Origin of the sequence: Eubacterium segne, assembly GCF_014287775.1 — a bacterium.
GTDB classification, from domain to species: domain Bacteria; phylum Bacillota; class Clostridia; order Lachnospirales; family Lachnospiraceae; genus Eubacterium_G; species Eubacterium_G segne.
This window is the reverse complement of the sequence record NZ_JACOOZ010000006.1, coordinates 152,050-176,651: the sequence shown is the minus strand read 5'-3', so window position 1 is coordinate 176,651 and position 24,602 is coordinate 152,050. Positions and strand designations below refer to the sequence as shown.

At 35.0% G+C, this 24,602-nt stretch carries 20 protein-coding genes and 1 other annotated feature; of the genes, 3 read left to right on the top strand and 17 right to left on the bottom strand.

All coding sequences use genetic code 11. The annotated features are described in order from the left end of the window. The first annotated feature begins 115 nt into the window (after positions 1-115). Positions 116-2,668, top strand: coding sequence for a transglycosylase domain-containing protein (locus H8S00_RS09710; protein ID WP_186840484.1), 2,553 nt, complete (start codon positions 116-118; stop codon positions 2,666-2,668). 72 nt (positions 2,669-2,740) lie between these two features. Here H8S00_RS09710 and H8S00_RS09705 read toward each other — a convergent pair whose 3' ends face one another. The 5 genes from H8S00_RS09705 to spoVAD form a co-directional block, all read right to left on the bottom strand. Next, positions 2,741-4,111, bottom strand: coding sequence for a sodium-dependent transporter (locus H8S00_RS09705; RefSeq protein ID WP_186840483.1), 1,371 nt, complete (start codon positions 4,109-4,111; stop codon positions 2,741-2,743). A 19-nt stretch (positions 4,112-4,130) separates the two neighbouring features. Then, complete coding sequence (locus tag H8S00_RS09700; RefSeq protein ID WP_186840482.1) at positions 4,131-5,504, bottom strand: sodium-dependent transporter; 1,374 nt, start codon at positions 5,502-5,504, stop codon at positions 4,131-4,133. A gap of 297 nt (positions 5,505-5,801) precedes the next feature. After that, complete coding sequence (gene gdhA / locus H8S00_RS09695; RefSeq protein WP_186840481.1) at positions 5,802-7,136, bottom strand: NADP-specific glutamate dehydrogenase; 1,335 nt, start codon at positions 7,134-7,136, stop codon at positions 5,802-5,804. 328 nt (positions 7,137-7,464) lie between these two features. Beyond that, positions 7,465-7,818, bottom strand: a complete 354-nt coding sequence (locus H8S00_RS09690; RefSeq protein WP_118589320.1) for a SpoVA/SpoVAEb family sporulation membrane protein — start codon at positions 7,816-7,818, stop codon at positions 7,465-7,467. 12 nt (positions 7,819-7,830) lie between these two features. Further along, a complete protein-coding gene (gene spoVAD / locus H8S00_RS09685; protein WP_021953858.1) occupies positions 7,831-8,838 on the bottom strand; it encodes a stage V sporulation protein AD in 1,008 nt (335 codons plus the stop codon). 187 nt (positions 8,839-9,025) lie between these two features. Here spoVAD and putP point away from each other — a divergent pair, with 187 nt between their 5' ends. Continuing rightward, complete coding sequence (putP, locus tag H8S00_RS09680; protein ID WP_118589321.1) at positions 9,026-10,561, top strand: sodium/proline symporter PutP; 1,536 nt, start codon at positions 9,026-9,028, stop codon at positions 10,559-10,561. Between the two features lie 40 nt (positions 10,562-10,601). On the opposite strand, the gene H8S00_RS09675 is transcribed toward putP, so the two are convergent. The 6 genes from H8S00_RS09675 to hydE all read right to left on the bottom strand — a co-directional run bounded on the left by H8S00_RS09675 (position 10,602) and on the right by hydE (position 16,504). Then, positions 10,602-10,916: a sce7726 family protein gene (locus H8S00_RS09675; RefSeq protein ID WP_147365658.1), complete on the bottom strand. Its 315-nt coding sequence runs from the start codon at positions 10,914-10,916 to the stop codon at positions 10,602-10,604. A gap of 33 nt (positions 10,917-10,949) precedes the next feature. Further along, the gene (locus H8S00_RS09670; RefSeq protein WP_118589322.1) at positions 10,950-12,218 is read right to left on the bottom strand and encodes a peptidoglycan-binding domain-containing protein; all 1,269 of its coding nucleotides are present in this window, start codon (positions 12,216-12,218) and stop codon (positions 10,950-10,952) included. Between the two features lie 60 nt (positions 12,219-12,278). Further along, positions 12,279-12,767 carry a Cys-tRNA(Pro) deacylase gene (gene ybaK, locus H8S00_RS09665; protein ID WP_021953854.1) on the bottom strand — a complete coding sequence of 163 codons (489 nt, stop codon included), beginning with the start codon at positions 12,765-12,767 and terminating at the stop codon, positions 12,279-12,281. Positions 12,768-12,830: 63 nt separating this feature from the next. Beyond that, complete coding sequence (gene hydF, locus H8S00_RS09660; protein WP_118589323.1) at positions 12,831-14,036, bottom strand: [FeFe] hydrogenase H-cluster maturation GTPase HydF; 1,206 nt, start codon at positions 14,034-14,036, stop codon at positions 12,831-12,833. An 18-nt stretch (positions 14,037-14,054) separates the two neighbouring features. After that, positions 14,055-15,476 carry a [FeFe] hydrogenase H-cluster radical SAM maturase HydG gene (gene hydG, locus H8S00_RS09655; protein ID WP_118589324.1) on the bottom strand — a complete coding sequence of 474 codons (1,422 nt, stop codon included), beginning with the start codon at positions 15,474-15,476 and terminating at the stop codon, positions 14,055-14,057. A gap of 5 nt (positions 15,477-15,481) precedes the next feature. Further along, on the bottom strand, positions 15,482-16,504 hold the full coding sequence (hydE, locus tag H8S00_RS09650; RefSeq protein ID WP_118589325.1) for a [FeFe] hydrogenase H-cluster radical SAM maturase HydE: 1,023 nt from the start codon (positions 16,502-16,504) through the stop codon (positions 15,482-15,484). A gap of 146 nt (positions 16,505-16,650) precedes the next feature. Beyond that, positions 16,651-16,888 (top strand) — a binding site (T-box leader). 38 nt (positions 16,889-16,926) lie between these two features. Here hydE and H8S00_RS09645 point away from each other — a divergent pair. After that, positions 16,927-18,144, top strand: a complete 1,218-nt coding sequence (locus tag H8S00_RS09645) for an aminotransferase class I/II-fold pyridoxal phosphate-dependent enzyme (RefSeq protein ID WP_118589326.1) — start codon at positions 16,927-16,929, stop codon at positions 18,142-18,144. A gap of 69 nt (positions 18,145-18,213) precedes the next feature. Here the strand turns inward: H8S00_RS09645 and H8S00_RS09640 are convergent, their stop codons facing one another. The 6 genes from H8S00_RS09640 to H8S00_RS09615 all read right to left on the bottom strand — a co-directional run bounded on the left by H8S00_RS09640 (position 18,214) and on the right by H8S00_RS09615 (position 24,592). Further along, the gene (locus H8S00_RS09640) at positions 18,214-19,386 is read right to left on the bottom strand and encodes a hypothetical protein (protein ID WP_186840480.1); all 1,173 of its coding nucleotides are present in this window, start codon (positions 19,384-19,386) and stop codon (positions 18,214-18,216) included. A gap of 10 nt (positions 19,387-19,396) precedes the next feature. Beyond that, positions 19,397-20,839 carry a chromate transporter gene (locus H8S00_RS09635; RefSeq protein ID WP_118589327.1) on the bottom strand — a complete coding sequence of 481 codons (1,443 nt, stop codon included), beginning with the start codon at positions 20,837-20,839 and terminating at the stop codon, positions 19,397-19,399. Between the two features lie 9 nt (positions 20,840-20,848). Next, positions 20,849-22,678, bottom strand: coding sequence for an adenylyl-sulfate kinase (gene cysC, locus H8S00_RS09630; protein ID WP_118589328.1), 1,830 nt, complete (start codon positions 22,676-22,678; stop codon positions 20,849-20,851). A gap of 1 nt (position 22,679) precedes the next feature. Next, entirely contained in the window at positions 22,680-23,573 is an 894-nt protein-coding gene (cysD, locus tag H8S00_RS09625) for a sulfate adenylyltransferase subunit CysD (RefSeq protein WP_118589329.1), read from the bottom strand. A 244-nt stretch (positions 23,574-23,817) separates the two neighbouring features. Beyond that, the gene (locus tag H8S00_RS09620; RefSeq protein WP_243169574.1) at positions 23,818-23,976 is read right to left on the bottom strand and encodes a hypothetical protein; all 159 of its coding nucleotides are present in this window, start codon (positions 23,974-23,976) and stop codon (positions 23,818-23,820) included. A gap of 130 nt (positions 23,977-24,106) precedes the next feature. Further along, on the bottom strand, positions 24,107-24,592 hold the full coding sequence (locus tag H8S00_RS09615; protein WP_118589331.1) for a Gx transporter family protein: 486 nt from the start codon (positions 24,590-24,592) through the stop codon (positions 24,107-24,109). Between the last annotated feature and the right edge of the window lie 10 nt (positions 24,593-24,602).

Sequence of the window (24,602 nt, the reverse complement as noted above, 5' to 3'; positions counted from 1 at the left end):
CATTTTTCCCCTTTATTAAATTCCATCCTTTTGTTATAATTGCTTGAGGAGGAAGGTATTCCGACGATTTGCCACCCACTGCTAGGAGGGGGCATTACATTTAGGAGGACATAAAATGAATTTCGGATATAAAGAAACAATCAACAAGCAAAAAGACTTAGTTTCCGTACAACGGAAAGTAATGTCTAAATCACTTGTTTCACTATTGAAAATTTTTCTATATATTATATTACTTCTTATCATAACGGTGGGATTTCTGCTTTTAGGAATTGTTCACGGCATTATTAAAAGTGCACCTTCAATAGATGATGTTTCAATTGTTCCGTCATCTTATTCCACTACTGTGTATAATTCAGATAATAAAGAAATTGCCAAATTAATAACCAGTGGTTCTAACCGTATTAAGGTTTCTTTAGATCAGGTTCCTACCTATTTAAGATGGGCATTTATTGATACTGAAGATGCAAGATTTTATGAGCACAACGGTATTGACATTCAGGGTATAGGACGAGCTGCCTTAATTGCAGTGACTACCCTTAACCCATCAGAAGGTGCCAGCACCATAACTCAGCAGGTACTTAAAAATAATGTTTTTACCGACTGGACATCTGAAAGTGCATTTCTTTCATCCTTAAAACGTAAGATTCAGGAACAGTATCTTGCTGTTCAGCTTGAAAAGGTTACGTCAAAGGAAACTATTTTGGAAACATACTTAAATACCATTAACCTTGGGGCAAATACCCTTGGTGTACAGGCAGCTTCCTTAAGGTATTTTAACAAGGATGTAAGTAAGCTGACAGTATCGGAAGCAGCTGTTTTGGCAGCTACAACTTCCAGTCCTGAGGTTTATAACCCAATTACTAATCCTGAAAAAAATCAGACTAAGCGTGAAATTATTTTAAAGAATATGTTTGATGCAGGACATCTTACTGAAAATGAATATAATGAAGCATTAAAGGATGATGTATATTCACGTATTCAGAAAGTAAATAACAAAATTGAAAAGAAAAATGACAAAGTATACTCCTACTTTGTTGATGAAGTTGTAAAACAGGTTATGAGTGACCTTCAAAAAACTAAAGGTTACACATACAATCAGGCATATAACGCGGTATACAGTGGTGGTTTGAAGATTTACACTACTCAGGATTCCCAGATACAGAAAATCTGTGACACTGAATTATCTAATGATGAAAACTACCCATATGCAATACAATACGCAATAAACTGGGCATGGTCAGTACAAAATCCTGATGGTACAGTGGATAATTATGATGAAAGCGATATTCAGACCTACCATAAAAAGGTTTTAGGTGAAACTAATTTTAAACTTTTATTTAATTCTAAAGAAGAAGCTAAACAATGCGTTAAAGATTACAAGAGGCATTTAAGAGAGAAATATTATAAAAAAGGTCTAAAGGAAAAGGACGGATATACCCAGTACGAAACATTGTACTACAATCCACAGCCTCAGGTGTCCTTTACCATATTAGACCAGTCTACGGGCTTTGTTAAGGCAATTGTAGGTGGCCGTGGAAAGAAAAATGTAAGTCTTTCCCTTGACAGGGCAACAGCTTCCACAAGACAGCCGGGTTCAACTTTTAAGATTTTATCTACTTATGCTCCAGCTATTGATACTATGGGTTACACTCTTTCCACTACTATTGTGGATGAGCCATTTAGTTATTCTAACGGACGTCCTGTAGAGAACTGGAACCACACTTATAAGGGTACCGTAACCGTAAAACAGGCTATTGCCCAATCTATGAATGTATGTGCCGTTAAAACATTAACTGCCATTACTCCTCAGTTAGGCTATGATTATCTGTTAAATTTCGGCATCTCTACTCTTGTAGATAACCGTGTGGAAAAGAACGGTTCGGTTTCTTCGGATATTCATCAGGCACTTGCTCTTGGTGGTATTACTGATGGTGTAACTAATCTGGAAATGACAGCTGCCTATGCTTCTATTGCCAATACAGGAAAATACATTCGTCCTGTATTCTACTCACAGGTTATAGACAGCAATGGTCGTGTATTATTAGACAATACAGCACCTAAGGCCAAAACCATTTTAAAGGATTCCACCGCCTATCTTTTAACTCAGGCTATGATAAGCGTTGTTAAAGAAGGTACCGGTACTCCTTGTCAGTTAGAAGGTGGAATGCCTTCTGCCGGAAAGACAGGAACCACATCAAGTGCATACGATTTATGGTTCTGTGGATATACTCCATATCTTACAGCATCCATCTGGACAGGATACGATGAAAATACAGCCCTTACAGGTAGTAAAAACTACCACGAGAAGCTTTGGGCAAAAATCATGAATCAAATTGATACTGTAAAGAAATATAAGCCAAAGGATTTTGCTACAGGTCAAAGTGTTAAAGCTTACAATATATGCAATGCTTCAGGAAAGCTTGCCATAAAAGGTGTTTGTCCAAAAACCCATAAAGAATACTTTGTAAAGGGCAGTCAGCCTGATAAATGCAGCTGGCATTCAGCTTATATCAATTCAGATGATAATAACTATAATTCAGGAAACAAAGGCTCTACTTCCAAGGCTTCTGATGGATCAGGTGAAACATCTTCTTCAAAAGAAGATGCTACCATATCTACTAGAAATCAAACTACAAAGGATTCAGTAAAATCAAAAAAGACACCGTAAGGTTTTTATAAGGTAAACAAAAAAGGATTGCAAAAGCAATCCTTTTTTGTTTACCTGCTAATAAAGCATGACTTAGAAAAACTTATCGTATATTCCAAATCCAAATATAAATAATATTATCAGCGGTAATATATATGTGATATAAAACCTCATACTGCTACGAAGCTTTAATCCCTTTCCTGTATTAGCTTCAGCTATATAATTATCCCAGCCCCAGCCTTTATTTCTTGTACAAAACAACAGATAAACAAGGGAGCCTAATGGAAGTAAAATATTGCTTACTATAAAGTCCTCAAAGTCCAATACCGTTCCACCAAACACTTCAAATCCCTTCCACTTCAAAACACTATATCCCAAAGCACATGGTAGCGACAAAACCGTTATTGCCACTAAATTAAAAAGGCATGATTTCTTTCTGCTCCAGTTTTTCAGTTCCATGTCACAGCATATTATATTTTCAAACACTGCCAATACGGTGGAAAATGCCGCAAAGGACATAAATACAAAGAATAAACTTCCCCACAATCTTCCAAGAGGTATGTGGTTAAAAATATTAGGCAATGTTATAAATATAAGACTTGGTCCCTGGGTCTGATCTACTCCAAAAGTAAAACATGCCGGAAATATAATAAGTCCCGATGTTATTGCCACAAAGGTATCAAGGGCTGCTATATTAATAGACTCTGAAAGTAATGAATGATCCTTTTCAATATAGCTTCCAAATATTGCCATAGAGCCTATTCCCACACTTAAAGTAAAGAATGCCTGATTCATGGCATAAACTATTGTTTTTCCTATGCCTACGCTACTCATTCTGCCAAAATCCGGTATAAGAAAAAAGCTTAACCCTTCCTTTGCTCCATCCATAAAGAAACTGTTTACGGCAAGAACAAGCATTATAATAAGTAAAGATGTCATCATTGCCTTTGATACTTTTTCAAGACCATTCTGTACGCCAATTGAACAGATAAAAACTCCCACTACCACAACAATTACCATACAGGTAACCATTACCACGGGATTTTGTTTCATATCATCAAACACAACTGAAATCGCCTGTGCATCAAGGCCTGTAAATCTGCCTGTAGCCGTAAGATAAAAATAATATAACATCCAGCCTGCTACTGTGGTATAAAACATCATGATTATATAATTTCCCACCAAGGAAACATACCCATGTATGTGCCATTTCGTCCCTGGCTTTTCCAATTGTTTAAATGACCTGACAGGACTTTTTTTACTGGCACGACCTACCGAAAATTCCATTGTCATAATTGGTATTCCAAGAATCATCAAAAACAGAATGTACAGTAATACAAACATTCCGCCGCCACCCTGTCCTGCCATATATGGAAATTTCCACACATTTCCGATTCCAATGGCACATCCTGCCGACAATAGCAAAAATCCCAGCCTGGATTTTAGTTGTTCTCTTTCCTGCATATTAAATCCTCATACCTTTCTAGCTAAAAAATTTATCATATATTCCAAAGCCAAAAATAAATAAAATTATAATCGGAAGTATATATGTAATATAAAATCTCATTCCATTTCTCATCTTTAATCCCTTACCGGTATTAGCTTCAGCCATGTAATTATCCCAGCCCCAGCCATTTTTTCCGGTACAGAATAAAAGATACACTAAAGAACCCAACGGAAGTAATAAATTACTTACAAGAAAATCTTCAAAATCTAAAACTGTTCCGCCAAATACCTTAAATCCATCCCACTGCCACAAATTGTATCCCAATACGCAAGGAAGAGATAACAGGGTTATTGCTATAAAGTTGACAAAACTTGACTTCTTTCTGCTCCAATTCTTAAGCTCCATTCCACAGCAAATTATATTTTCAAATACTGCCAGCACCGTGGAAAATGCCGCAAAGGACATAAATACAAAGAATAGGCTTCCCCACAGTCTTCCAAGAGGAATATGATTAAAAATATTAGGCAGTGTTATAAATATAAGACTTGGTCCCTGGGTCTGGTCTACTCCGAAAGTAAAGCATGCAGGGAATATAATAAGTCCTGATGTTATTGCCACAAAGGTATCAAGAAAAGCAATATTAATGGATTCACCTAACAATGAACGTTCTTTTCCAATATAACTTCCAAATATTGCCATGGCTCCAATTCCTAAACTAAGGGTGAAAAACGCCTGATTCATGGCAAAAACTATTGTTTTTCCCACACCTACACTTTTCATTCTTGCCACATCTGGTACTAAAAAGAACTTAAGGCCCTCCTTTGCCCCGCTCATAAAAAAGCTGTTTACGGCAAGAACAATCATTATAATAAGAAGTGCCACCATCATAAACTTAGACACTTTTTCAAGACCGCTTTGAACTCCTATGGAACATATAAAAATTCCAACTGCCACAACAATTATCATACATAATGCCATTATTCCCGGCTGACTTAACATTTCGTTAAATACATTGCCAACGCCATCTGCATCAAGTCCTACAAATTTGCCTGTGGCTGTAAGATAGAAATAATATAACATCCAGCCTGATACTGTGGTGTAAAACATCATAAGGAGATAGTTTCCTATAAGTGCCACATAACCATGTATATGCCACTTAGTTCCGGGCTTTTCTAACTGATAATATGCCTGAACCGGACTTTTCCTGCTGGCACGACCTACTGCAAACTCCATAGTCATAATAGGTATTCCTAAAACCAGCAAAAACAGAATGTAAAATAAAACAAACATTCCGCCTCCGCCCTGGCCTGTCATATAAGGAAATTTCCATACGTTTCCAATTCCGATTGCACATCCTGCCGATATAAGCAAAAATCCCAATCTAGACTTTAATTGTTCTCTTTCCTGCATTTTATTAACCTCATTTCATTTTAATCTTTTCCGGAATATATAGTGCCTCCTCCCATCGGTCAGCGGCAATTTATCAGAAATATTCAAAAAAATAAACTCCGTCCTTTTTGTTTTCTCCCCATAGTACCTTCTCCCTTTAGTTCAAGATATATTTTACGGGAAGATTTTTATTGTCAACTAATCTAGTTTACTATAATATCTCCATAAGGTCAAAGAAAAAAACAGCCCTTTAATGATTTTCTATGCAACCATTAAAGAGCTGTTAAATTCAGGAAAATTAACTATATTTTATTGTAATTAGCAAACGCCCTGTGCTTCCATAGCTTCTGCTACTTTTTCAAATCCGGCAATGTTAGCACCTACTACGTAGTTACCTTCAAATCCGTATCTCTTAGCAGCATCACTGATGTTATGATAAATGTTAACCATAATTGTCTGTAATTTAGCGTCAACTTCTTCGAATGTCCATGAAAGTCTTTCGCTGTTCTGTGACATTTCAAGAGCTGATGTAGCAACACCACCTGCGTTAGCAGCTTTACCACCAACGAACCATACGCCGTTTTCCTGTAAGTATTCTGTTGCATCAATTGTTGTAGGCATATTAGCACCTTCACAAACAGCTTTACATCCGTTAGCTACTAACTGCTTAGCATCATCGATAAGTAATTCATTCTGTGTAGCACATGGAAGAGCGATATCACATTTAATCTGCCATACTCCACGTCCTTCATGATATTCAGCTGAAGGTCTTGCAGCAGCATATTCTGTAAGTCTTGCTCTCTTGACTTCCTTAACTTCCTTAAGAAGGTCTACATCGATTCCTTCAGGATCATAAATCCAACCTGTTGAATCTGAACATGTAACAACCTTAGCACCCATCTGCTGTGCTTTCTGAATAGCGTAGATAGCAACGTTACCAGCACCTGAAACAACTACTGTCTTGCCTTCCATGCTTTCATTATGGTCTTTCATTAATTCCTGTGTTAAGTAAAGTAATCCGTAACCTGTAGCTTCTGTTCTAGCTAAAGAACCGCCGTATGTAAGTCCCTTACCTGTAAGAACACCTTCATATAATCCACGGATTCTCTTATACTGTCCAAACATATATCCGATTTCTCTGGCACCTGTTCCGATGTCACCTGCAGGAACGTCAGTATCAGCGCCGATATATTTACAAAGTTCTGTCATAAAGCTCTGGCAGAATGCCATTACTTCTCTATCTGATTTGCCCTTAGGATCGAAGTCAGAACCACCTTTACCACCACCAATTGGAAGTCCTGTAAGTGAGTTCTTGAAAATCTGTTCAAAACCTAAGAATTTAATAATACCAATATTTACTGATGGATGAAGTCTTAAACCACCCTTGTATGGTCCGATAGCTGAGTTAAACTGTACTCTGTAGCCTGTATTAACCTGTACCTGTCCCTTATCATCTACCCAAGGAACTCTGAACTTGAACTGTCTTTCAGGTTCGCAGATTCTTTCAAGTAAAGCCTCTCTTCTATACTTATCCTCGTTTGCATCAATTACAGGTCTAAGTGAATTTAACACTTCTTCAACTGCCTGTAAAAATTCCGGTTCACTAGCATTTTTTTCTTTAACCTTTGCTAATACCTCGTCTACATATGACATTTTGTAGTCCTCCTTCTATAACATAATTTTAGTTAATCTCATGTGTTATAAATGCATATTTTTCATGCACCAAAAGCCTTTTATGACATGCTTCCTATTGCACGATTATGATAAAAAACATCATTAATCCAAATTTTAAGACTTCAACACATTACATTGACAAATTATAATATAAAAATTTAATTTTTTCAACCTTTGCCACGCTTTAACTTAATCAAATAAGGTAATTGTGTATTTTGCTTTATATTATTAAGTTTGTATGGAATTATTTTAATTATTAAAGGTATACCTCCGCCCGGACTACATTACAATTTTAATCTTTTATCCTTTATTGCATTTTTGACTTAAAAATAAGGGATGCAAGATACCCGAAAATCAATGCTCCTGATATACCTACCGCTCCTGATGTAAAGCCTCCTTTAAACAATCCCAGAACTCCGGATTCTCCTATGGCTTCCTTCATTCCCTTCCACAAATTATTGCCAAATCCTAACAGGGGAACTGTCGCCCCACAACCTGCCCAGTCGGCAAAAGGCTGATAAAGCCCTATGGCTCCTAATATTACTCCAAGGCAGACCAATCCTACCATAATTCTTCCCGGTGTAAGTTTTGTCTTATTAATAATAACCTGCACTATGGCACATATTATTCCACCTACCACAAAACTTTTTATAAAAATCATCTTTCTCCCCCTTTAAACCTCTATCATAACACAATGTGCAATTCCCGGAACACTGTTTCCCTCATTAAAACTTACAGGTGACATTAACGCTCCTGTAGGAATAAATAAAATTTTCTTAAAGGCTTTCTTTTTAAGCTGCTTAAAGATATATCCTGTAAGAACCGTGGCTGCACATCCACATCCGCTTCCTCCTGCATGGGTATCCTGAGTTCCTGCATCAAACATTTCTATTCCACAGTCCATATGAACTTTTGAAATATCATATCCTTTTTCCATTAACAAATCAAACAATATTGTTTTTCCTACTATCCCTAAGTCTCCCGTAATTATTTTATCGTAATCTCCCGGAGTGGAATTAAAATCCTTAAAATGCTGATAAATTACCTCAGCAGCTGCCGGTGCCATACATGCTCCCATATTTTGTGCATCCTTAACGCCGTAATCCACTATTTTACCTGTAGTTATTCCGGTAATTTTTGCAAATCCTTTTTGCTTGCCCACAACAACTGCCCCACAACCTGTCACTGTCCATGTGGCAGCATATGGTCGTTGGTTACCATATGCCAAAGGAAATCTGAACTGTCTCTCGGCACTGGCGAAATGGCTGGAGGCCACAGCAATAACATTGTCTGCATTGCCTCCCTCCACCGTTATGGCTGCAATGCTTAAAGCCTCTCCTATGGTAGAACACGCACCATATAATCCGAAAAAAGGAATTTCAAACTCCAATATTCCAAATGTGGTAGCTATAAGCTGCCCTAATAAATCTCCGGCAAAAATATATCTTATATCATCCTTAGTCATATTAGACTTAAGTAGCACCTTCTGAATTGCTTCTTTTTGCAAAAGGCTTTCTGCCTCTTCCCATGTTTCCATTCCAAGCATTGGATCCTGTTCTACCACATCAAAACATTTTCCAAGAGGTCCTTCCCCCTCTTTTTGTCCCACAATTGATGCCCCTTCTATAAGATAAGGTGGATTTTCAAAAAGTACACTTTGTTTTCCAATTACCTGCCCCATATGTTTTTCTCCTTATTTTTCTTACTCTTTCCAACTTGTTATTATTATTCCCATTTATCTTTTAAATATGCTTTTCATATATTATTAATAAGGAAAAAAAAGGTTATTTACACTTGCCTTATACAATTATTTCCTATAAAATAGTGCTTAGTTCTATTTTAATAAAATTACAGAGGAGATAAAAATTATGACAACTTCACAAATTGGAATTCTGATTTCCATCATTGTATACATGGGAGCAATGCTGGTTATCGGTTTTTATTTTTCTAAAAAGTCAAACACAACCCACGACTTTTATTTAGGTGGAAGAAAGCTTGGACCTTTTGTTACGGCTATGAGTGCTGAAGCATCAGATATGAGCAGTTACCTTCTTATGGGACTTCCGGGACTTGCATATCTTACCGGTGTATGTGATACTTTCTGGACTATTGCAGGTCTTGCTCTTGGTACATATGTCAACTGGCTTATTGTTGCAAAAAGACTTAGAAAATACACAGTTATTTGTAACAACTCAATAACAATCCCTGATTTCTTTGCTAACAGATATCGTGATAAAAAAGTTCTTAAATGTGTTTCAGCAATGATAATCATTATATTCTTTGTTCCTTATACTGCATCAGGATTTGCAGCCTGTGGAAAATTATTTAATTCATTATTTGGAATTAATTACATGACAGCTATGATTATCAGTGCCATTGTTATTATTGCTTACACATCCCTTGGTGGATTCCTTGCAGCAAGTACCACAGACTTTATACAAAGTATTATTATGACTGTTGCTTTGGCAATTGTTGTATTTTACGGTATTGATTCCGTTGGTGGAATGGATCAGGTTATTGCCAATGCAAAGGATTTACCGGGATATTTCAGCTTTAATTCAAGCTACAACGCAGCTACTAATTCAGCTAATCAGTATGGTATTATTACTATTATTTCTACATTGGCATGGGGGCTTGGATATTTTGGCATGCCACATATTTTATTAAGATTTATGGCTATTGATGATCCTGAAAATGTTAAATTATCAAGACGTATTGCCAGCACATGGGTAGTTATTTCCATGGCTGCTGCTATTTTAATCGGCATTATCGGATTTAGTATGTCAACTGAAGGAATTTTAGGCGCATATGGTTCATTTGACTCAGAAACAATTATTGTTCAGATTTCAACTGTTATAAGTAAACACGGTTTTATTTTCGCCATTGTAGCCGGAATTATTCTTGCAGGTATTCTTGCATCAACCATGTCCACATCAGACTCACAGCTTTTAGCTGCTTCATCTAGTGTTACTGAAAATATGTTAGACGGGGTATTTGGAATTAAACTTTCTGAAAAGAAAAAAGTAGTTGTAGCCAGAGCAACTGTTATTGTTATTTCAATAATTGCCATATTCCTGGCATCTAATCCTAAAAGTAATGTATTCCAGATTGTATCTTTCGCATGGGCAGGATTTGGTGCTACCTTCGGACCTGTAATGCTGTTTGCATTATTCTGGAAACGTTCAAACAAGTATGGTGCCATTGCCGGTATGCTATCAGGTGGTATTATGATTTTCCTATGGAAATATGTTGTACGTCCTTTAGGTGGAGCTTTAGATATCTACGAATTATTACCTGCCTTTATAGTAGCATGTATATTCATTGTAGTTGTAAGTCTTCTTACTCCTGCTCCTGAAAAGGAAATTGTAGAAGAGTTTGAATCTGTAAAAACAGCACAGGTTTAATAGCTTATAAACTTAAAGCAGTAGTGTTTCAATACCAGCACTACTGCTTTTTTTGTTCCACGGTAATTATTCCCCAGTAATCAGGGACATGCTCCTGTATATGATATGCGTGGCTTGTTCCTACCACCACATAATTATAATCATAAAAGTTGTCATAATCCCTAACCTGACGTTTCAGCCTTGCGTAAGTATCTGCATCGCTTTTTATTTCTATACCGTAAATTGCCAAAGGGGTAACCATAACAACGTCTGCCCTTGAGCATCCCATTTTCTTTTCTTCAATTATTCTGTTTGTTAAATAAATATCATCTAAAAAATCAAAAAGGGGTTCCCTTATATCTTTATCGTACAACATAGTGTTTCCTTAAAATTTATGACATTTTATGATTTATCCTCTTGGAATTCCTTCTGCAATTCTGGTTATTCCCACATATATTTGTGAAATTTTATACCATGTGGCAAAATCCGTTATTCCTGTCTGAGGCAAATCAAATATCTTCTGAAAAGCCCTTACTGATGCCTGAGTATTTTCTCCATACACTCCATCTGCCACTAAACGTGGTATGGCTGTATATACCTGGGCAATTGTATCTAGCTGTTCCTGAAGCTGTCTTACTTTCTGTCCACTGGCTCCTATAGTTAAATCATATCCCGGCCAGGATGCCGGTATTCCTGATATTTGTTCAGCAGTATTAATATACATTTCATCTCCGTAGTAATTTCTGATTATTTCCAAGGTGGAATACCCCTGCTCCCCTAAATTACAGGAACCCCACTGACTTAACCAGTTAGGACATTTTACCCTTTTGCCATCACAGTACTGGGTAAGGATTGGCTGCCTTACATCAGGCAATGATAAATACTGATCAAATATATTATCAACTACACGGCTTATGGATTCAAAAATATTTCTTCCGTTAATCCATTTCTGATCATATGCCGTAGAAGATGTAATTGTAAAGTCTTTTCCCTTATTTCTGTACCACTCTGTGTATACACGATTTAATGTAAAAGACATAATTGCCAGAATGTTTGCCTCTAAGGTTGCCTCAGGCCATGTGGCATATATTTCAGAGGATGCCACATTTTTAATGTAATCTTTATATGTTACATAATAATCCTTTGCATTAGAGGATGGCACGCCATCGTGAACCACAACATACTCCGGTATTACCACACGGCTCAATACGATTTCTCCCGGTTCCCCTACATCCTTTATTTCATCCTCGGGAATCTTTGGAGGATATTCGTAATAAAGGGTATGAGGAGGTATATTAATATTTTCTTCCTGAGTTTTCCTTAATTTCACATTTTGAATTGCCAAAGACCTTGGTAGAATTTCCACATTTTCCACATTTTCCACTTCATATCCCGGCGCATCAATTTCCACATCGTAATTTGCGTAAGGCATTTCCTCGTTATTCTCATTTAGACTGTATTCAAGAGGAGGGGCATCTAAATCCACCACCTGTGTCTGCCCTGAAATATCCGTATTTAATTCCTCTATCATGTCTCCGGAATTAATTGGCTGCTCCGGCAAAATACGTGGTTTTCTGATAATAACTCTTGCATCCTTTATTGGAGCATTTTCACTATCTACAATGTTTACCTGTAATTCTCCCTTATCCTGAGTATTAACCTGCATTTTTATCAACATAGACTTAAACATTCCTATTTAATCTATACATTATATGTATGCACTGTAAAATAATTCCTTTTATTTATTATCTGTGGTTATATCTGCTAATTCAAACTTAATTATTTTTTTTAATTCTTCAATGGAAGTTTCTACCTGATATCCTATTTTTCCACCACTAAACATTATTGTATCAAAATTCCCTGCTGTTTCATCAATTGTTGTTCTGAAAAACTTTTTCATTCCAATAGGAGAGCATCCACCATGAATATAACCTGTAAGTCCTAAAAGTTCCTTTGACTTTATCATGTCTATTTTCTTTTCCCCTACACATTTGGCTGCTTTTTTCAAATCTAATTCTTTTTCCACCGGAACTAAAAAAACATAGTGATTGTTTGTCTTTCCCACGGTAACTAAAGTTTTAAATACCATTTCAGGATTCTGTCCTAAAGCATTAGCTACCTCTGTTCCGCTAATTGCCTCTGTATCTGCATAATTGTGCATTTTATACTTAATTTTTTTTTGGTCTAATAATCTCATAACATTTGTTTTATCTTCATTATGCTTCATTATAATCATCTCCCAATGTTTTTATAAAATTATAACATTTCCCATAAATGTTTCAAGATATAACTAAACTTCTATTTTTTCCAGTATTCCTTTTATATAGGCAATGGTTACACCGTAATTTGTCATAGGTACTCCCTGACTTATGGCACTTTCTACTCTTGACATAACATATTTTCTGTTAAACATACAAGCACCACATTGAATTATCAAATCGTACTCTTTCAAATTTTCAGGGAAATCATTTCCACTTACAATGTCTATAGTAAGATTATCTCCTATGCGTTTTTTAAGCATTTTAGGTATTTTTTCCCTTCCTATATCTTCTTCTAAAGGTGCATGACTGCAACATTCCGCTATAAGCACCTTGGAATTTTCAGTCAGCTTGTCTATACACTTTACACTTTCCAAATAGTAATTAATATCTCCCCTAAGGGCTGCAAATAAAACCGAAAATGAAGTAAGAAGACTTTCTTTTGGCTTATTTTCATACACATAATCAAAAACCTGTGAATCAGTAATTATAAGTTTCGGTGCCTCTTTTAGCATATCAAGTGCTTCCACATATTGGTCTGTAGTAACACTTAAAGCCTTACATTTTTTGTCTAAAAGTTCCCTTATAGTCTGAACCTGAGGCAAAATAAGTCTTCCTTTAGGCGCCTGAATATCCTGAGGCATAACAAGCAAAACCATATCTCCCTTTTTTACCAGATTTCCCGTAATGGTTCTTTCTTCTTCTAAACTAAGACTGAATAAGAATTTTTTAAAATCGCCCATTCCTTCCTTTGTTTTTGCAGACAGTTCAATAATTAGGCAATCCTTTATTTTATGTGTTATATATTCCTTTAAATTTCCGGTATTTTCATTTAAATCAATTTTATTTATAACAAATATTACCGGTGTATCTTTTTTTCTAAAATAGTTATACCACTTAAACTCACCATCATTTAAACTGTCAAAATCATTAATTTCCGAAGAAATAACTATTATGGCAACATCTGACTTTTCAGCTGCTAATTTCGTTTTTTCTATTCTCCTTTTTCCTAATTCACTTTTATCATCAAGACCGGCAGTATCTATTATGACACAGGGACCAATGGGATTAATTTCCATTGGTTTGTAAATCGGATCAGTAGTTGTTCCTGCTACATTTGCCGTTATAGATACATTCTGCCCTGAAAATGCATTAATAAATGATGACTTTCCTGAATTGGTTCGTCCAAAAACTCCTATGTGAATCCTGTTAGCTGACGGTGTACTGTTTAAAGTCATTTTTCCTCCATTAATTCCTTAAAATCTGAAATCTCTTTTGCCATCCTCTATATCGTGAATATGATTATAAGCAATTTGTCTTACCTTTTCGTTAGGAATCTTCTTTAATTCCTCTTCTATAAGTTTCATTCCCAATTCTCTTGTATCATCTTTAGCGTAATCCTCAAGGTATTCCTTTAAAGTCATAAGGGCATTAGGATGACAACAGTTTAGTATCTGCATATTTTTACACAATGCCATAAATCTGTCTCCTGTTCGTCCCTCCCTGTAGCAGGCGGTACAAAAGCTTGGAATATATCCTAACTTTATAAGCCAGTTTACTACTTCATCAAGACTTCTTGTATCACTTACATCAAACTGTTCTGTGGTGAGCTCCTCTTTAATTTCAGGCTTATCATAGCCCCCTACGCTGGTTCTTGAACCTCCGCTGATTTGTGATACTCCAAGAGGCAGTACCATTTCTCTTACCTTCTTACTTTCCCTTGTGGAAATAATCATTCCCGTATAAGGAACTGATATTCTTATTAAAGCACATATTTTGGCAAAAATATCATCACTTATTCCATTATCAAATACATCCGGATCAATATCATCAGCTCTTTTTATTCTTGGAACGCTAATGGTATGAGGCCCCACACCAAACACTGCCTCTAAGTGTTCTGCATGCATTAGCAGACCTGCAAACTCATAGCGGTACATTTCCAGTCCAAACAAAACTCCCAGACCCACATCATCAATTCCACCTTCCATTGCCCTGTCCATTGCCTCGGTATGGTAATTATAATTATGCTTTGGACCTGTAGGATGCAGCTGTTCATAGCTTTTCTTGTGATAAGTTTCCTGAAACAAAATATATGTTCCGATTTCTGCTTCTTTTAATTTTCTGTAATTTTCTACCGTGGTAGCTGCAATATTTACATTTACACGACGTATTGCCCCATTTTTATGTTTAATTCCATATATGGTTTTAATACACTCTAATATATATTCAATAGGATTATTAACCGGGTCTTCTCCTGCCTCAATGGCAAGTCTTTTATGTCCCATATCCTGCAATGCGGTAACTTCCTTGACTATTTCCTCCTGAGTCAGTTTTTTTCTGGCAATATGCTTATTTTTCATATGATAGGGGCAGTAAACACACCCGTTTACACAATAATTTGATAAATACAGTGGAGCAAATAAAACTATTCTGTTTCCGTAATAATCCTGCTTTATTTCATTTGCCAGCTTATACATTTCCTGTACTTTTTCAGGTATGTCACAGGCTAAAAGAACAGATGCCTCTCTATGATTTAATCCTTTCTTTTTTGATGCTTTCCCTAAAATTTCATTAATTAATTTAATATTATTTTTATTTTCATCAGCATATTTTAATGTTTCCCTTATTTCTTCATCTGAAATAAACTCATCTGCATTTAATGATTTTACGTTATACATTTATGTCACACTTTCTTATTTTTAATTGGAACATAATCTCCTCTGTCAGTGACTATGTTATATCCTATGCTTTTTATTCTTCCATCAAGGCATCCCCGGCACTCTGCCACCTCTTCTCCTGTACAGATTTTGTTATCATATAAAGCATATTTTTTTCTTACATTTACAGGAGACAAATTAGGCATTACTACATTAGCTCCTGCTAATATTCCCATTTCCCTACCCATGGGATGAATGGTTCCTAATGCTGTAGTTGCAGGAAGCAGCACATCTGGCTTCATAATTCTTATAATACTTAAAAGTCTAAGGGTCATTTCAAGAGAACCTGCCCTATAATTTTTAAATTCCGTGTCTTTATGTGGAATAAAAGGCCCGATTCCCACCATTTCCGGCTGTAAATCCTCAATAAACCGTAAATCCTTATATATGGATTCCATTGTCTGATAAGGCGAACCTACCATAAATCCACACCCTGTCTGATATCCTATTTCCTTTAAATCATACAAACATCTCTTTCTGTTTTCAAAAGACATATCATCTGGATGCAATCTTTCATAATGCTTTTTGTCTGCTGTTTCATGTCTTAAAAGATATCTGTCTGCACCGGCATTAAAAAACGCTAAATAACTTGCTTTTTTCTTTTCTCCTATGGACAATGTTACTGCACAATCCGGATATTTTTCCTTTATTGAAGACACTATTGCACAAACCTCATCATCAGTATAATAGGCATCCTCTCCTCCCTGTAGCACAAAAGTTCTAAACCCTAATTGATACCCATTATCACAACAGTTAATTATTTCCTTCCTGTCAAGACGATATCTGATAGCACCTTTATTTTCCCTTCTTATTCCACAATAATAGCAATTGTTTTTACAGTAGTTAGTAAATTCAATAAGCCCTCTTGTATATATTTTTTTACCAAATATATCATCTGCTATTCCCCTTGCTTTTTTCTTAAGATTGTCTGTTACTTCTTCATTTTTAGTTGTAAGGAGATAGTTTAACTCTTCTATTTTTAAATTCATAATTACATACTTTTCTCATATTATTAATTATGGCAATTCGTTAGCCATGACTAATTATAGCACAAAATAAAGAATAAAAATATTGCATTGTTAAATTTAGCATTGACTTTTATTTCTTATGGGGATATGATTATTTTTGTTAATATTTAAATGCAGTGACGGAAAATAGTAAACTCATTCACGGTTTCAGAGAGAGAATGGCTGGTGAAAATTCTTACACGGTTTGTTTTGAAGCAGTTCCTAAGCAGCAGTTACGAACAGATTTTATCTTATTAGTTTCTGACGTTTTCCCACGTTACAGGGATTCATCATAATTGTGATGACTGAGTGCAGGTTTAATCCTGAATTTAGGTGGTAACACGGATTTGATTATTCGCCCTAAGCGTTTTCGCTTAGGGTATTTTTTTTGAGAGGTGAAGTAAATGAGAACATTTGAAAAATCAACAAAGCTTGACAATGTATGTTACGATATCAGAGGTCCTGTTATGGACGAGGCTAACAAAATGATTGCCCAGGGTGAAAAAATTATCAAATTAAATATTGGCAATCCTGCTCCTTTTGGCTTTGAAGCGCCAGAGGCAATTATAGATAAAATGTCTGAAAACCTTACTCTTACTGAAGGTTATTCAGATTCAAAGGGGCTTTTTTCAGCCAGAGAGGCAATTCTTTCATATTGCCAAAAGAAAAACATGCCTAATGTTACTATAAATGATATTTATACAGGTAACGGTGTAAGTGAACTTATAACCTTGTCTATGCAGGGACTTTTAAATAATGGTGATGAAGTTTTAGTTCCTTCTCCTGATTATCCTTTATGGACAGCTTCAGTTACTTTAGCAGGGGGAACTGCAGTTCACTATATTTGCGATGAGCAGTCTGAATGGTTTCCTGATATTGAGGATATGAAGAGAAAAATCACAGACAAAACCAAGGCAATTGTTGTTATTAACCCTAACAACCCTACTGGTGCCCTTTATTCTAAGGAAGTTTTACAACAGATTGTTGAACTTGCAAGAGAGCATGAATTAATTTTGTTTGCTGATGAAATATATGACCGTCTGGTAATGGATGGGGAAGAGCATGTTGCCCTTTCTTCGCTGGCACCTGATTTACTTACTGTTTCATTTAACGGTTTATCAAAATCCCATCTTATTGCAGGATACAGATGTGGATGGATGTGCCTTTGCGGTGACAAGTCTAAGGCTAAGGGTTATATAGAAGGAATTAATCTTTTGTCTTCTATGCGTTTATGTTCTAACGTACCTGCCCAGTCCCTTATTCCTACTGCTTTGGCTAATCTTGAAGATGCCAGGGAAATGGTAGCACCAGGTGGTAGAATTTATGAACAAAGAGAATACATATATAATGCGATACAGGATATTCCGGGGCTTTCAGCCTACAAACCTAAGGCTGCATTTTATATTTTCCCTAAACTAGACATTAAGAAGTTTAACATCACAAATGATGAGCAATTCTCTCTTGATTTGCTTAAGGAAAAGAAAATTCTTATTACCCATGGGGGTGGTTTCCACTGGGAAACACCTGACCACTTTAGAATTGTTTACCTTCCATGCATTGATGATTTAAAAAATTCCATGGATGCCATGAAGGACTTCTTAGCAACTTATAAGCAAAAGTAATTTACTGCTTTACCATTAATAATATTTAAAAGGGGATGTTCACTTTTTATGACATCCCCTCTTTTAATGTTATTTTTGTTTTTTTACCATATATCTTATTTTTCTATATAATCTGAATATGGCACTGTTATACACAGATTCTAACCTTCTTTTCTCTTCATCTAACTTCTTTCTTATATCTGAAATTTCATTATATTTGTTTTGTAAATCCTGTATCTGTTGCTGTTGTCTGCAAAAAACTTCTGTCATGGAAATTATTACATCACGGTACATTTTTTTATTGTCCACTTTCCACTTTGGAAATTCCTTTATTTCTTCTTCAAAAAGCCCTGTATTTTTATTTAAATAATATTTTGCCACTTGGTTGTTACTTTTTTCGTATTTATTTAAAAATTCAATCTGCTCATCATAAGAAAAAAAGCTTACCTTTTTTTGTGGTTCAATACTATTTCCATATATGCTGGCATTAATAATAGGTCTGCATAAAAAATCCTCCATTTCCCTATAATCAGTAACCCCATTTATAATTCTTTTAATTTCTATATAATTTCCTGTAAGTCCCACGTTTCCTGCAACCTGATTATAAGTAAATTTTTCATTAAGCTTAACTCCCATAATATCAAAATAATCTTCATATAATGACTGATTTTTTAGCTGTTTTTTCTCATAAACTCTTACAATAAGGTTATCTTTTCCTATATGTTCCTCAATATTTTTTAATTGTTTAAAATAGTCTAACGGAAAATAATCATAATCATTTATTTCCAGACTTTCTTCAAATGTATGTATTTTACGTCTGTGCATTTTTATAAGCTGATTCCATAAAGACTGAACAATCATATCCTGCCGTCTTAAATAAACAACAACCTTAACCTTGCAATCAATTTTTCCAAAATCTTCTTTTAATCTCTCCCAAAATTTTTCCTCATAATTGCATCTGTACCAGATTTGTTCATCAGACAAAATAATATTTTCAAATTTTTTCCCGCACTTTTCTAATTCCCCATATGCTTTTTCATTTAACTCCTTCTGCTTTAATTTATGCTCATCATTATTATCCTGAGTAATATAATTAACTAAAAAATGTGCATTTCTATCACGAAAGATCCCCTTAAGTCCAATATTTAACTGTGGGAATGCATAACCCTGCTCATTTAACAATTTTTCGTTTTCTCTCATAAAGCTTTGAAGAGCTGTAGTTCCTGTTTTTGGTGTTCCTATACACAAATATACTGTTGACATTTGTTTCCTCCTATATGTAATGTAGCGCCCTTATAATAAAAACTGTTCCTATATTCAATACTAATATTAAAGCATTACTTATCCTTGTTTTACTTTTTAGTAAGCATGTAATTATAAACATTAGCACAACGATTATTATTGTGCTTATTCCGGATATTTGATACTTTCCCATTACTCTTACAGACTGATTGCACAATGATAATGAAATATTTATAAGAAATCCCGCTATAATCGGGCGAATACATTCTGATATTCTACTTATAATTCTCAGTGAACTTAGATTATTGTACAAATGATATATTGTCATATAAAATCCACATGATGCCGCAATGCTACATGCAAAACCAACTATAGCAAATAAAACTCCCGTCACAATACTTCCTGATATGTTAATTCCCAGGTAGTATCCTACTCCACATAAGGTTTTACATAATATGGAGCCCGGCAAAACATTAACAACAGATACTATATGACCGTAAAACTGACTTTCCGTTACCATATTTGTATCTACAAATAACCCATCAGCAATAGTTAAATATGCATCCCCTCCACCAAAAGACATAAAAGCCGAAATTATTCCTTTGCCAATAAACTCCACAATATTTGCATTATTTATTAACGCCGGCATAGAACATATGACTAAAAATACAATCCATATAAAAAGTTCCTTAAAAAAATTCTTATAGATCTTTATCTTCATTCCACTGTTTTTCATATCATCTACTATTCCTGCCAGAGAAATCATAATCATTATTGCATCCAAAGCATACATAATATAATTATTATCAATATAATTTCCCTTTCCATGAGTAACAGCAAATAGTGTTGATATAATAACCATTATCACTACGAAACCCACATTTTTATGTCTGTTGTTTTCCATGAATATTATGCAAAAGAAAAATAACATTAAGGCATTAAAGGCAGATAATGAAAATACCGGTGTTTTACTTATTCCTAAAAGCTGATATAAATTTTTGCCACAAACAACAAATAATGATATTGCCATTAAAATAACGGTTTTTCTCTCACATTTTGTATTGCCTGCACACTTATTAAATACATTTCCAATATAAACTTTTAGCATATACAAAATAAATATTGAAACTCCAACTGACGCCAGTTCAATAACATTTAATACTGTTAATTTCATAGTTGAAAAAATAGTAAAAATTGCTATTGCTGCCAGCGTTCCCGGAAGCGCCATGGCAAGTGCTGATAAAAACATTCCTTTGTTTCCACCAGCTCTTTTTCCTATTGAAGCAGCAACTTCTACCGGAAGTGCTCCCGGTGTTATATTTGCCACCATAACATCCTTATCAATATTCTCCTTTGTATCTATACCTGTTTCAACTATCTCGTCTTCAATTATGGGAATAATGGCACTTCCACCACCAAATCCAATACATCCGATTTTTAACATTGAAGTAAACAGCTGTAATTTATTACTCATAATATATGATTATTCCTCAATATATTTTTTAAGCTTATCTATAATTGTATTCACACAATCTTCTATTTTCTTTCCACTGGTGTCTATTTCAACATCCGGTGTTTCAGGTATTTCATAAGGGCTGCTTATTCCCGTGAAGCTCCTGATATTCCCCTTTCTTGCCTCTTTGTAAAGACCTTTAACATCCCTTCTTTCACATTCATCAAGAGGGGTGCTTACGTAGACTTCCACAAAATCATCACCTATTATTTCCTTTGCACTTTGTCTGTCCTGACTATATGGCGAAATAAATGATGTAATTACTATCAGCCCCGCATCATTCATTAATTTGGCAACCTCAGCTATTCTGCGGATATTTTCCACTCTGTCTCCTTCATTAAATCCTAAATTTTTGTTAAGTCCCATTCTTATGTTGTCACCATCAAGAAGCATTGTATGTTTTCCCAGTGTAAATAATCTTTTCTCCAATGCATTAGCAAGGGTAGATTTTCCTGACCCTGAAAGTCCTGTCATCCATACCGTAAAAGCTTTTTGAGATAACTGACGTTCCCTTAACTCCTTTGTTACATCCATTTCATGCCATGTCAGATTTTTTTCATTATCGATAATTTCTGCAATTTGTCCACATGCCGACGTCATATTTGATACTCTGTCAATTAGTATTAATGAACCTAATTCCCTATTATTGATGAATTTATCAACAACTATTTTTTCCCCTAACGTAACCTCACAAAAAGCAATTTCATTCTTAAAGATTGCTTTTGCGTATACTTGTGAACCTGTATTAACATCAATTTTGTAATTTATTTTTGTAATTGTTGCAGGAACTAATTTTGTTCCAACTTTCATAAGGAAATTCCGTCCCTCAACTAGTTTTTTGTCGTCCATCCACAATATACAAATTGAGAAATTCATTCCACACAAAAGATTATAATTTTTCTCTATAATACATCCTCTTGATATATCAATTTCAGAGTCCAGCTGAATTGTCACTCCATGACCTTTACTGCTTTGATTTACTTTTTTATCACCTTCGTATATTTCTTTTACCGTTGCCTTTTCGCCACTTGGCAAAACAGTTATATCATCTCCCCGGCAAATTTTTCCGGATGATATTTGCCCCTGAAATCCCCTAAAATTATGATTTGGACGGCACACTCTTTGAACCGGCATGGAAAATCCTTTAACCTCAACATCTTCCTTTACATCCACTTCCTCAAGATATTTAAGTAATGGGACGCCTTTATACCATTGCATTCGGTCAGATGTCTTTGTTATATTATCTCCCTCTGTAGCAGATACCGGTATTATTTGTAATGTTTTAAAATCAAATTCTGACATTAATCCATTTATTTCTTTTTGGATTTTTTCAAATATTTTAATATCATAATCCACTAAATCCATTTTATTTACCGCAAAAACAAAATGTTTTATTCCCATTAAAGAACATATCCTTGCATGTCTTCTTGTCTGAACCAAAACACCCTGACTTGCATCCGTCAAAATTACGGCAAGGGATGCAAATGAAGCTCCAACAGCCATATTTCTTGTATACTCTTCATGTCCCGGAGTATCCGCTACAATAAAGCTTCTGTTTTCAGTAGCAAAATAACGGTATGCAACATCTATTGTAATTCCCTGTTCCCTTTCAGCCATTAATCCGTCAAGCAACAAAGAATAATCTATGTTTCCTTCTCTTGATCCGACTTTAGAGTCCAATTCCAAAGCTCTCTTCTGATCTGCAAAAATCAGCTTTGCATCATATAACATATGTCCAATTAAAGTTGATTTTCCATCATCAACACTTCCGCAAGTAATAAATTTCAATAAACTTTCCATTTTAAAAATATCCTTCTCTTTTTCTTTTTTCCATGCTTGCAGCCCCTCCGTCAGAATCTATTATTCTACTGGTTCTTTCGGATTCTACTGATGCCATTGTCTCTTCGATAATTTCATCTAATGTCGTAGCATTTGACTCTATGCCTCCGGTTAGCGGATAACATCCTAACGTTCTAAATCTTACCATTTTATTTTGAACTTTTTCTCCCGGCAACAATCTCATTCTGTCATCATCAACCATTATCAACTGCCCATTTCTTTCAACAACCGGTCTTTCTTTGGCAAAATATAATGAAACAATAGGAATATTTTCTCTTTTTATATACTGCCATATATCCTTTTCCGTCCAATTTGATAAAGGAAATACTCTTATACTCTCTCCCTGGTTAATTCTTGTATTGAAAAGCTTCCACATTTCCGGTCTCTGATTTTTTGGATCCCATGCGTGTTGTTTATTCCTAAAAGAAAAAATTCTCTCTTTTGCTCTTGATTTTTCCTCGTCACGTCTTCCTCCGCCAAATGCTGCGGTAAACCCATATTTATCAAGAGCCTGCTTTAGTGCCTGGGTTTTCATTATGTCTGTGTATGATGAACCATAGTCAAAAGGATTAATGTTATTCTTAACACCTTCCTCATTTATGTATTCAATCATTTCAATTCCCAGTTCTTTTGCCCTGCGGTCTCTAAATTCAATCATTTCCTTAAATTTCCATGTAGTATTTACATGCAAAAAAGGAAATGGTGGCTTTTCAGGATAAAAAGCTTTCATTGCCAAATGCAGCATTACTGACGAATCCTTTCCTATGGAATAAAGCATAACAGGATTTTCACATTCTGCCGCCACTTCTCTCATTATGTATATTGCTTCTGCCTCAAGTTCATCTAAATGATTCATATTTTCTCCTAATAAATTTGTTAGTAAATTTTCATACAAAATATACTCAATAAATTTGACGGAAATATGTTATCAATATTACAGCAAAAACGGATGATTTTCTTAAATAGAATAAAATAGAAAATCATCCGAAATATATTTTAAAAATTAATTACTAAAGTTATTTTTTGATTTTAATCTTAACAAACCTTGACCATTTTGAGCCCCTACAGCTTTTACCTGACATATAATTTTTTCTTGTTCTTTAATTTATTACTTGCAAGGGTAACTTTTTTAAATGTTCAACTGCTTCATTTACTGTTGCCTGACTTTGTGGATTTGCAAATTCAGCCTTTGCCTCATCAAATTCCTCTTTAAAAATCTTCCATGAACCTAATCCACCATAATTGCCTGTTAAATCCACACGCATAAACTCACCATATGCACCGATATCATCATTTTTCCAATATAAAACATCATATGTGTTTCCATCTTCATCGTAAATTGTTGTGCCTTTTGTTAAATGTATCTAACTTGTTAGGTAAAAAATTTGTTTATTTTTTTATAACTGATAAAACCCTCTTTGAAACTATGCCTATTACTGCCCCTGTAATTATACCTGCCACTAAAAGTGCCGGCACATAATATATAACACTAACATTTTCTACCACAATTATTGCCACCATCACCTGCCCCATATTATGGCATACTGCCCCTGCCATGCTTACTCCAATAATACTAAACCCCCCTATTTTTTTAATAACTGACATAACAATGAGACTAAACACTGCTCCTGCAAGGCTATAAATTATTGACATACCACTTCCAAACATAAATCCCATAATCAGGATTCTAAGTATAGAAATAATCCAGACATCACTGATTTTTAATATATATAATGCTATAACAATTACCAGATTTGCCAATCCTAATTTCATTCCCGGAATTCCTAAATTAATGGGAATAAGAAATTCAATATAGCTAAATATTATGGCAAGTGCCACTAACATGGACATATTTGCTATTCTTTTTGTGCTCATATCTTGACCT

What these genes read in the sequence shown, in the direction of transcription:
- H8S00_RS09690 (WP_118589320.1), bottom strand. Translation starts at nt 7,818, where the DNA reads ATGATTTTTATAAAAAGTTTTGTGGTAGGTGGAATAATATGTGCCATA.
- cysC (WP_118589328.1), bottom strand. Translation starts at nt 22,678, where the DNA reads ATGGAAAGTTTATTGAAATTTATTACTTGCGGAAGTGTTGATGATGGA.
- hydE (WP_118589325.1), bottom strand. Translation starts at nt 16,504, where the DNA reads ATGAATTTAAAAATAGAAGAGTTAAACTATCTCCTTACAACTAAAAAT.
- putP (WP_118589321.1), top strand. Translation starts at nt 9,026, where the DNA reads ATGACAACTTCACAAATTGGAATTCTGATTTCCATCATTGTATACATG.
- spoVAD (WP_021953858.1), bottom strand. Translation starts at nt 8,838, where the DNA reads ATGGGGCAGGTAATTGGAAAACAAAGTGTACTTTTTGAAAATCCACCT.
- H8S00_RS09670 (WP_118589322.1), bottom strand. Translation starts at nt 12,218, where the DNA reads ATGTTGATAAAAATGCAGGTTAATACTCAGGATAAGGGAGAATTACAG.
- gdhA (WP_186840481.1), bottom strand. Translation starts at nt 7,136, where the DNA reads ATGTCATATGTAGACGAGGTATTAGCAAAGGTTAAAGAAAAAAATGCT.
- hydG (WP_118589324.1), bottom strand. Translation starts at nt 15,476, where the DNA reads ATGTATAACGTAAAATCATTAAATGCAGATGAGTTTATTTCAGATGAA.
- H8S00_RS09640 (WP_186840480.1), bottom strand. Translation starts at nt 19,386, where the DNA reads ATGTCAACAGTATATTTGTGTATAGGAACACCAAAAACAGGAACTACA.
- H8S00_RS09710 (WP_186840484.1), top strand. Translation starts at nt 116, where the DNA reads ATGAATTTCGGATATAAAGAAACAATCAACAAGCAAAAAGACTTAGTT.
- H8S00_RS09705 (WP_186840483.1), bottom strand. Translation starts at nt 4,111, where the DNA reads ATGCAGGAAAGAGAACAACTAAAATCCAGGCTGGGATTTTTGCTATTG.
- ybaK (WP_021953854.1), bottom strand. Translation starts at nt 12,767, where the DNA reads ATGAAGCATAATGAAGATAAAACAAATGTTATGAGATTATTAGACCAA.
- H8S00_RS09615 (WP_118589331.1), bottom strand. Translation starts at nt 24,592, where the DNA reads ATGAGCACAAAAAGAATAGCAAATATGTCCATGTTAGTGGCACTTGCC.
- hydF (WP_118589323.1), bottom strand. Translation starts at nt 14,036, where the DNA reads ATGACTTTAAACAGTACACCGTCAGCTAACAGGATTCACATAGGAGTT.
- H8S00_RS09645 (WP_118589326.1), top strand. Translation starts at nt 16,927, where the DNA reads ATGAGAACATTTGAAAAATCAACAAAGCTTGACAATGTATGTTACGAT.
- cysD (WP_118589329.1), bottom strand. Translation starts at nt 23,573, where the DNA reads ATGAATCATTTAGATGAACTTGAGGCAGAAGCAATATACATAATGAGA.
- H8S00_RS09675 (WP_147365658.1), bottom strand. Translation starts at nt 10,916, where the DNA reads ATGTTGTACGATAAAGATATAAGGGAACCCCTTTTTGATTTTTTAGAT.
- H8S00_RS09635 (WP_118589327.1), bottom strand. Translation starts at nt 20,839, where the DNA reads ATGAGTAATAAATTACAGCTGTTTACTTCAATGTTAAAAATCGGATGT.
- H8S00_RS09700 (WP_186840482.1), bottom strand. Translation starts at nt 5,504, where the DNA reads ATGCAGGAAAGAGAACAATTAAAGTCTAGATTGGGATTTTTGCTTATA.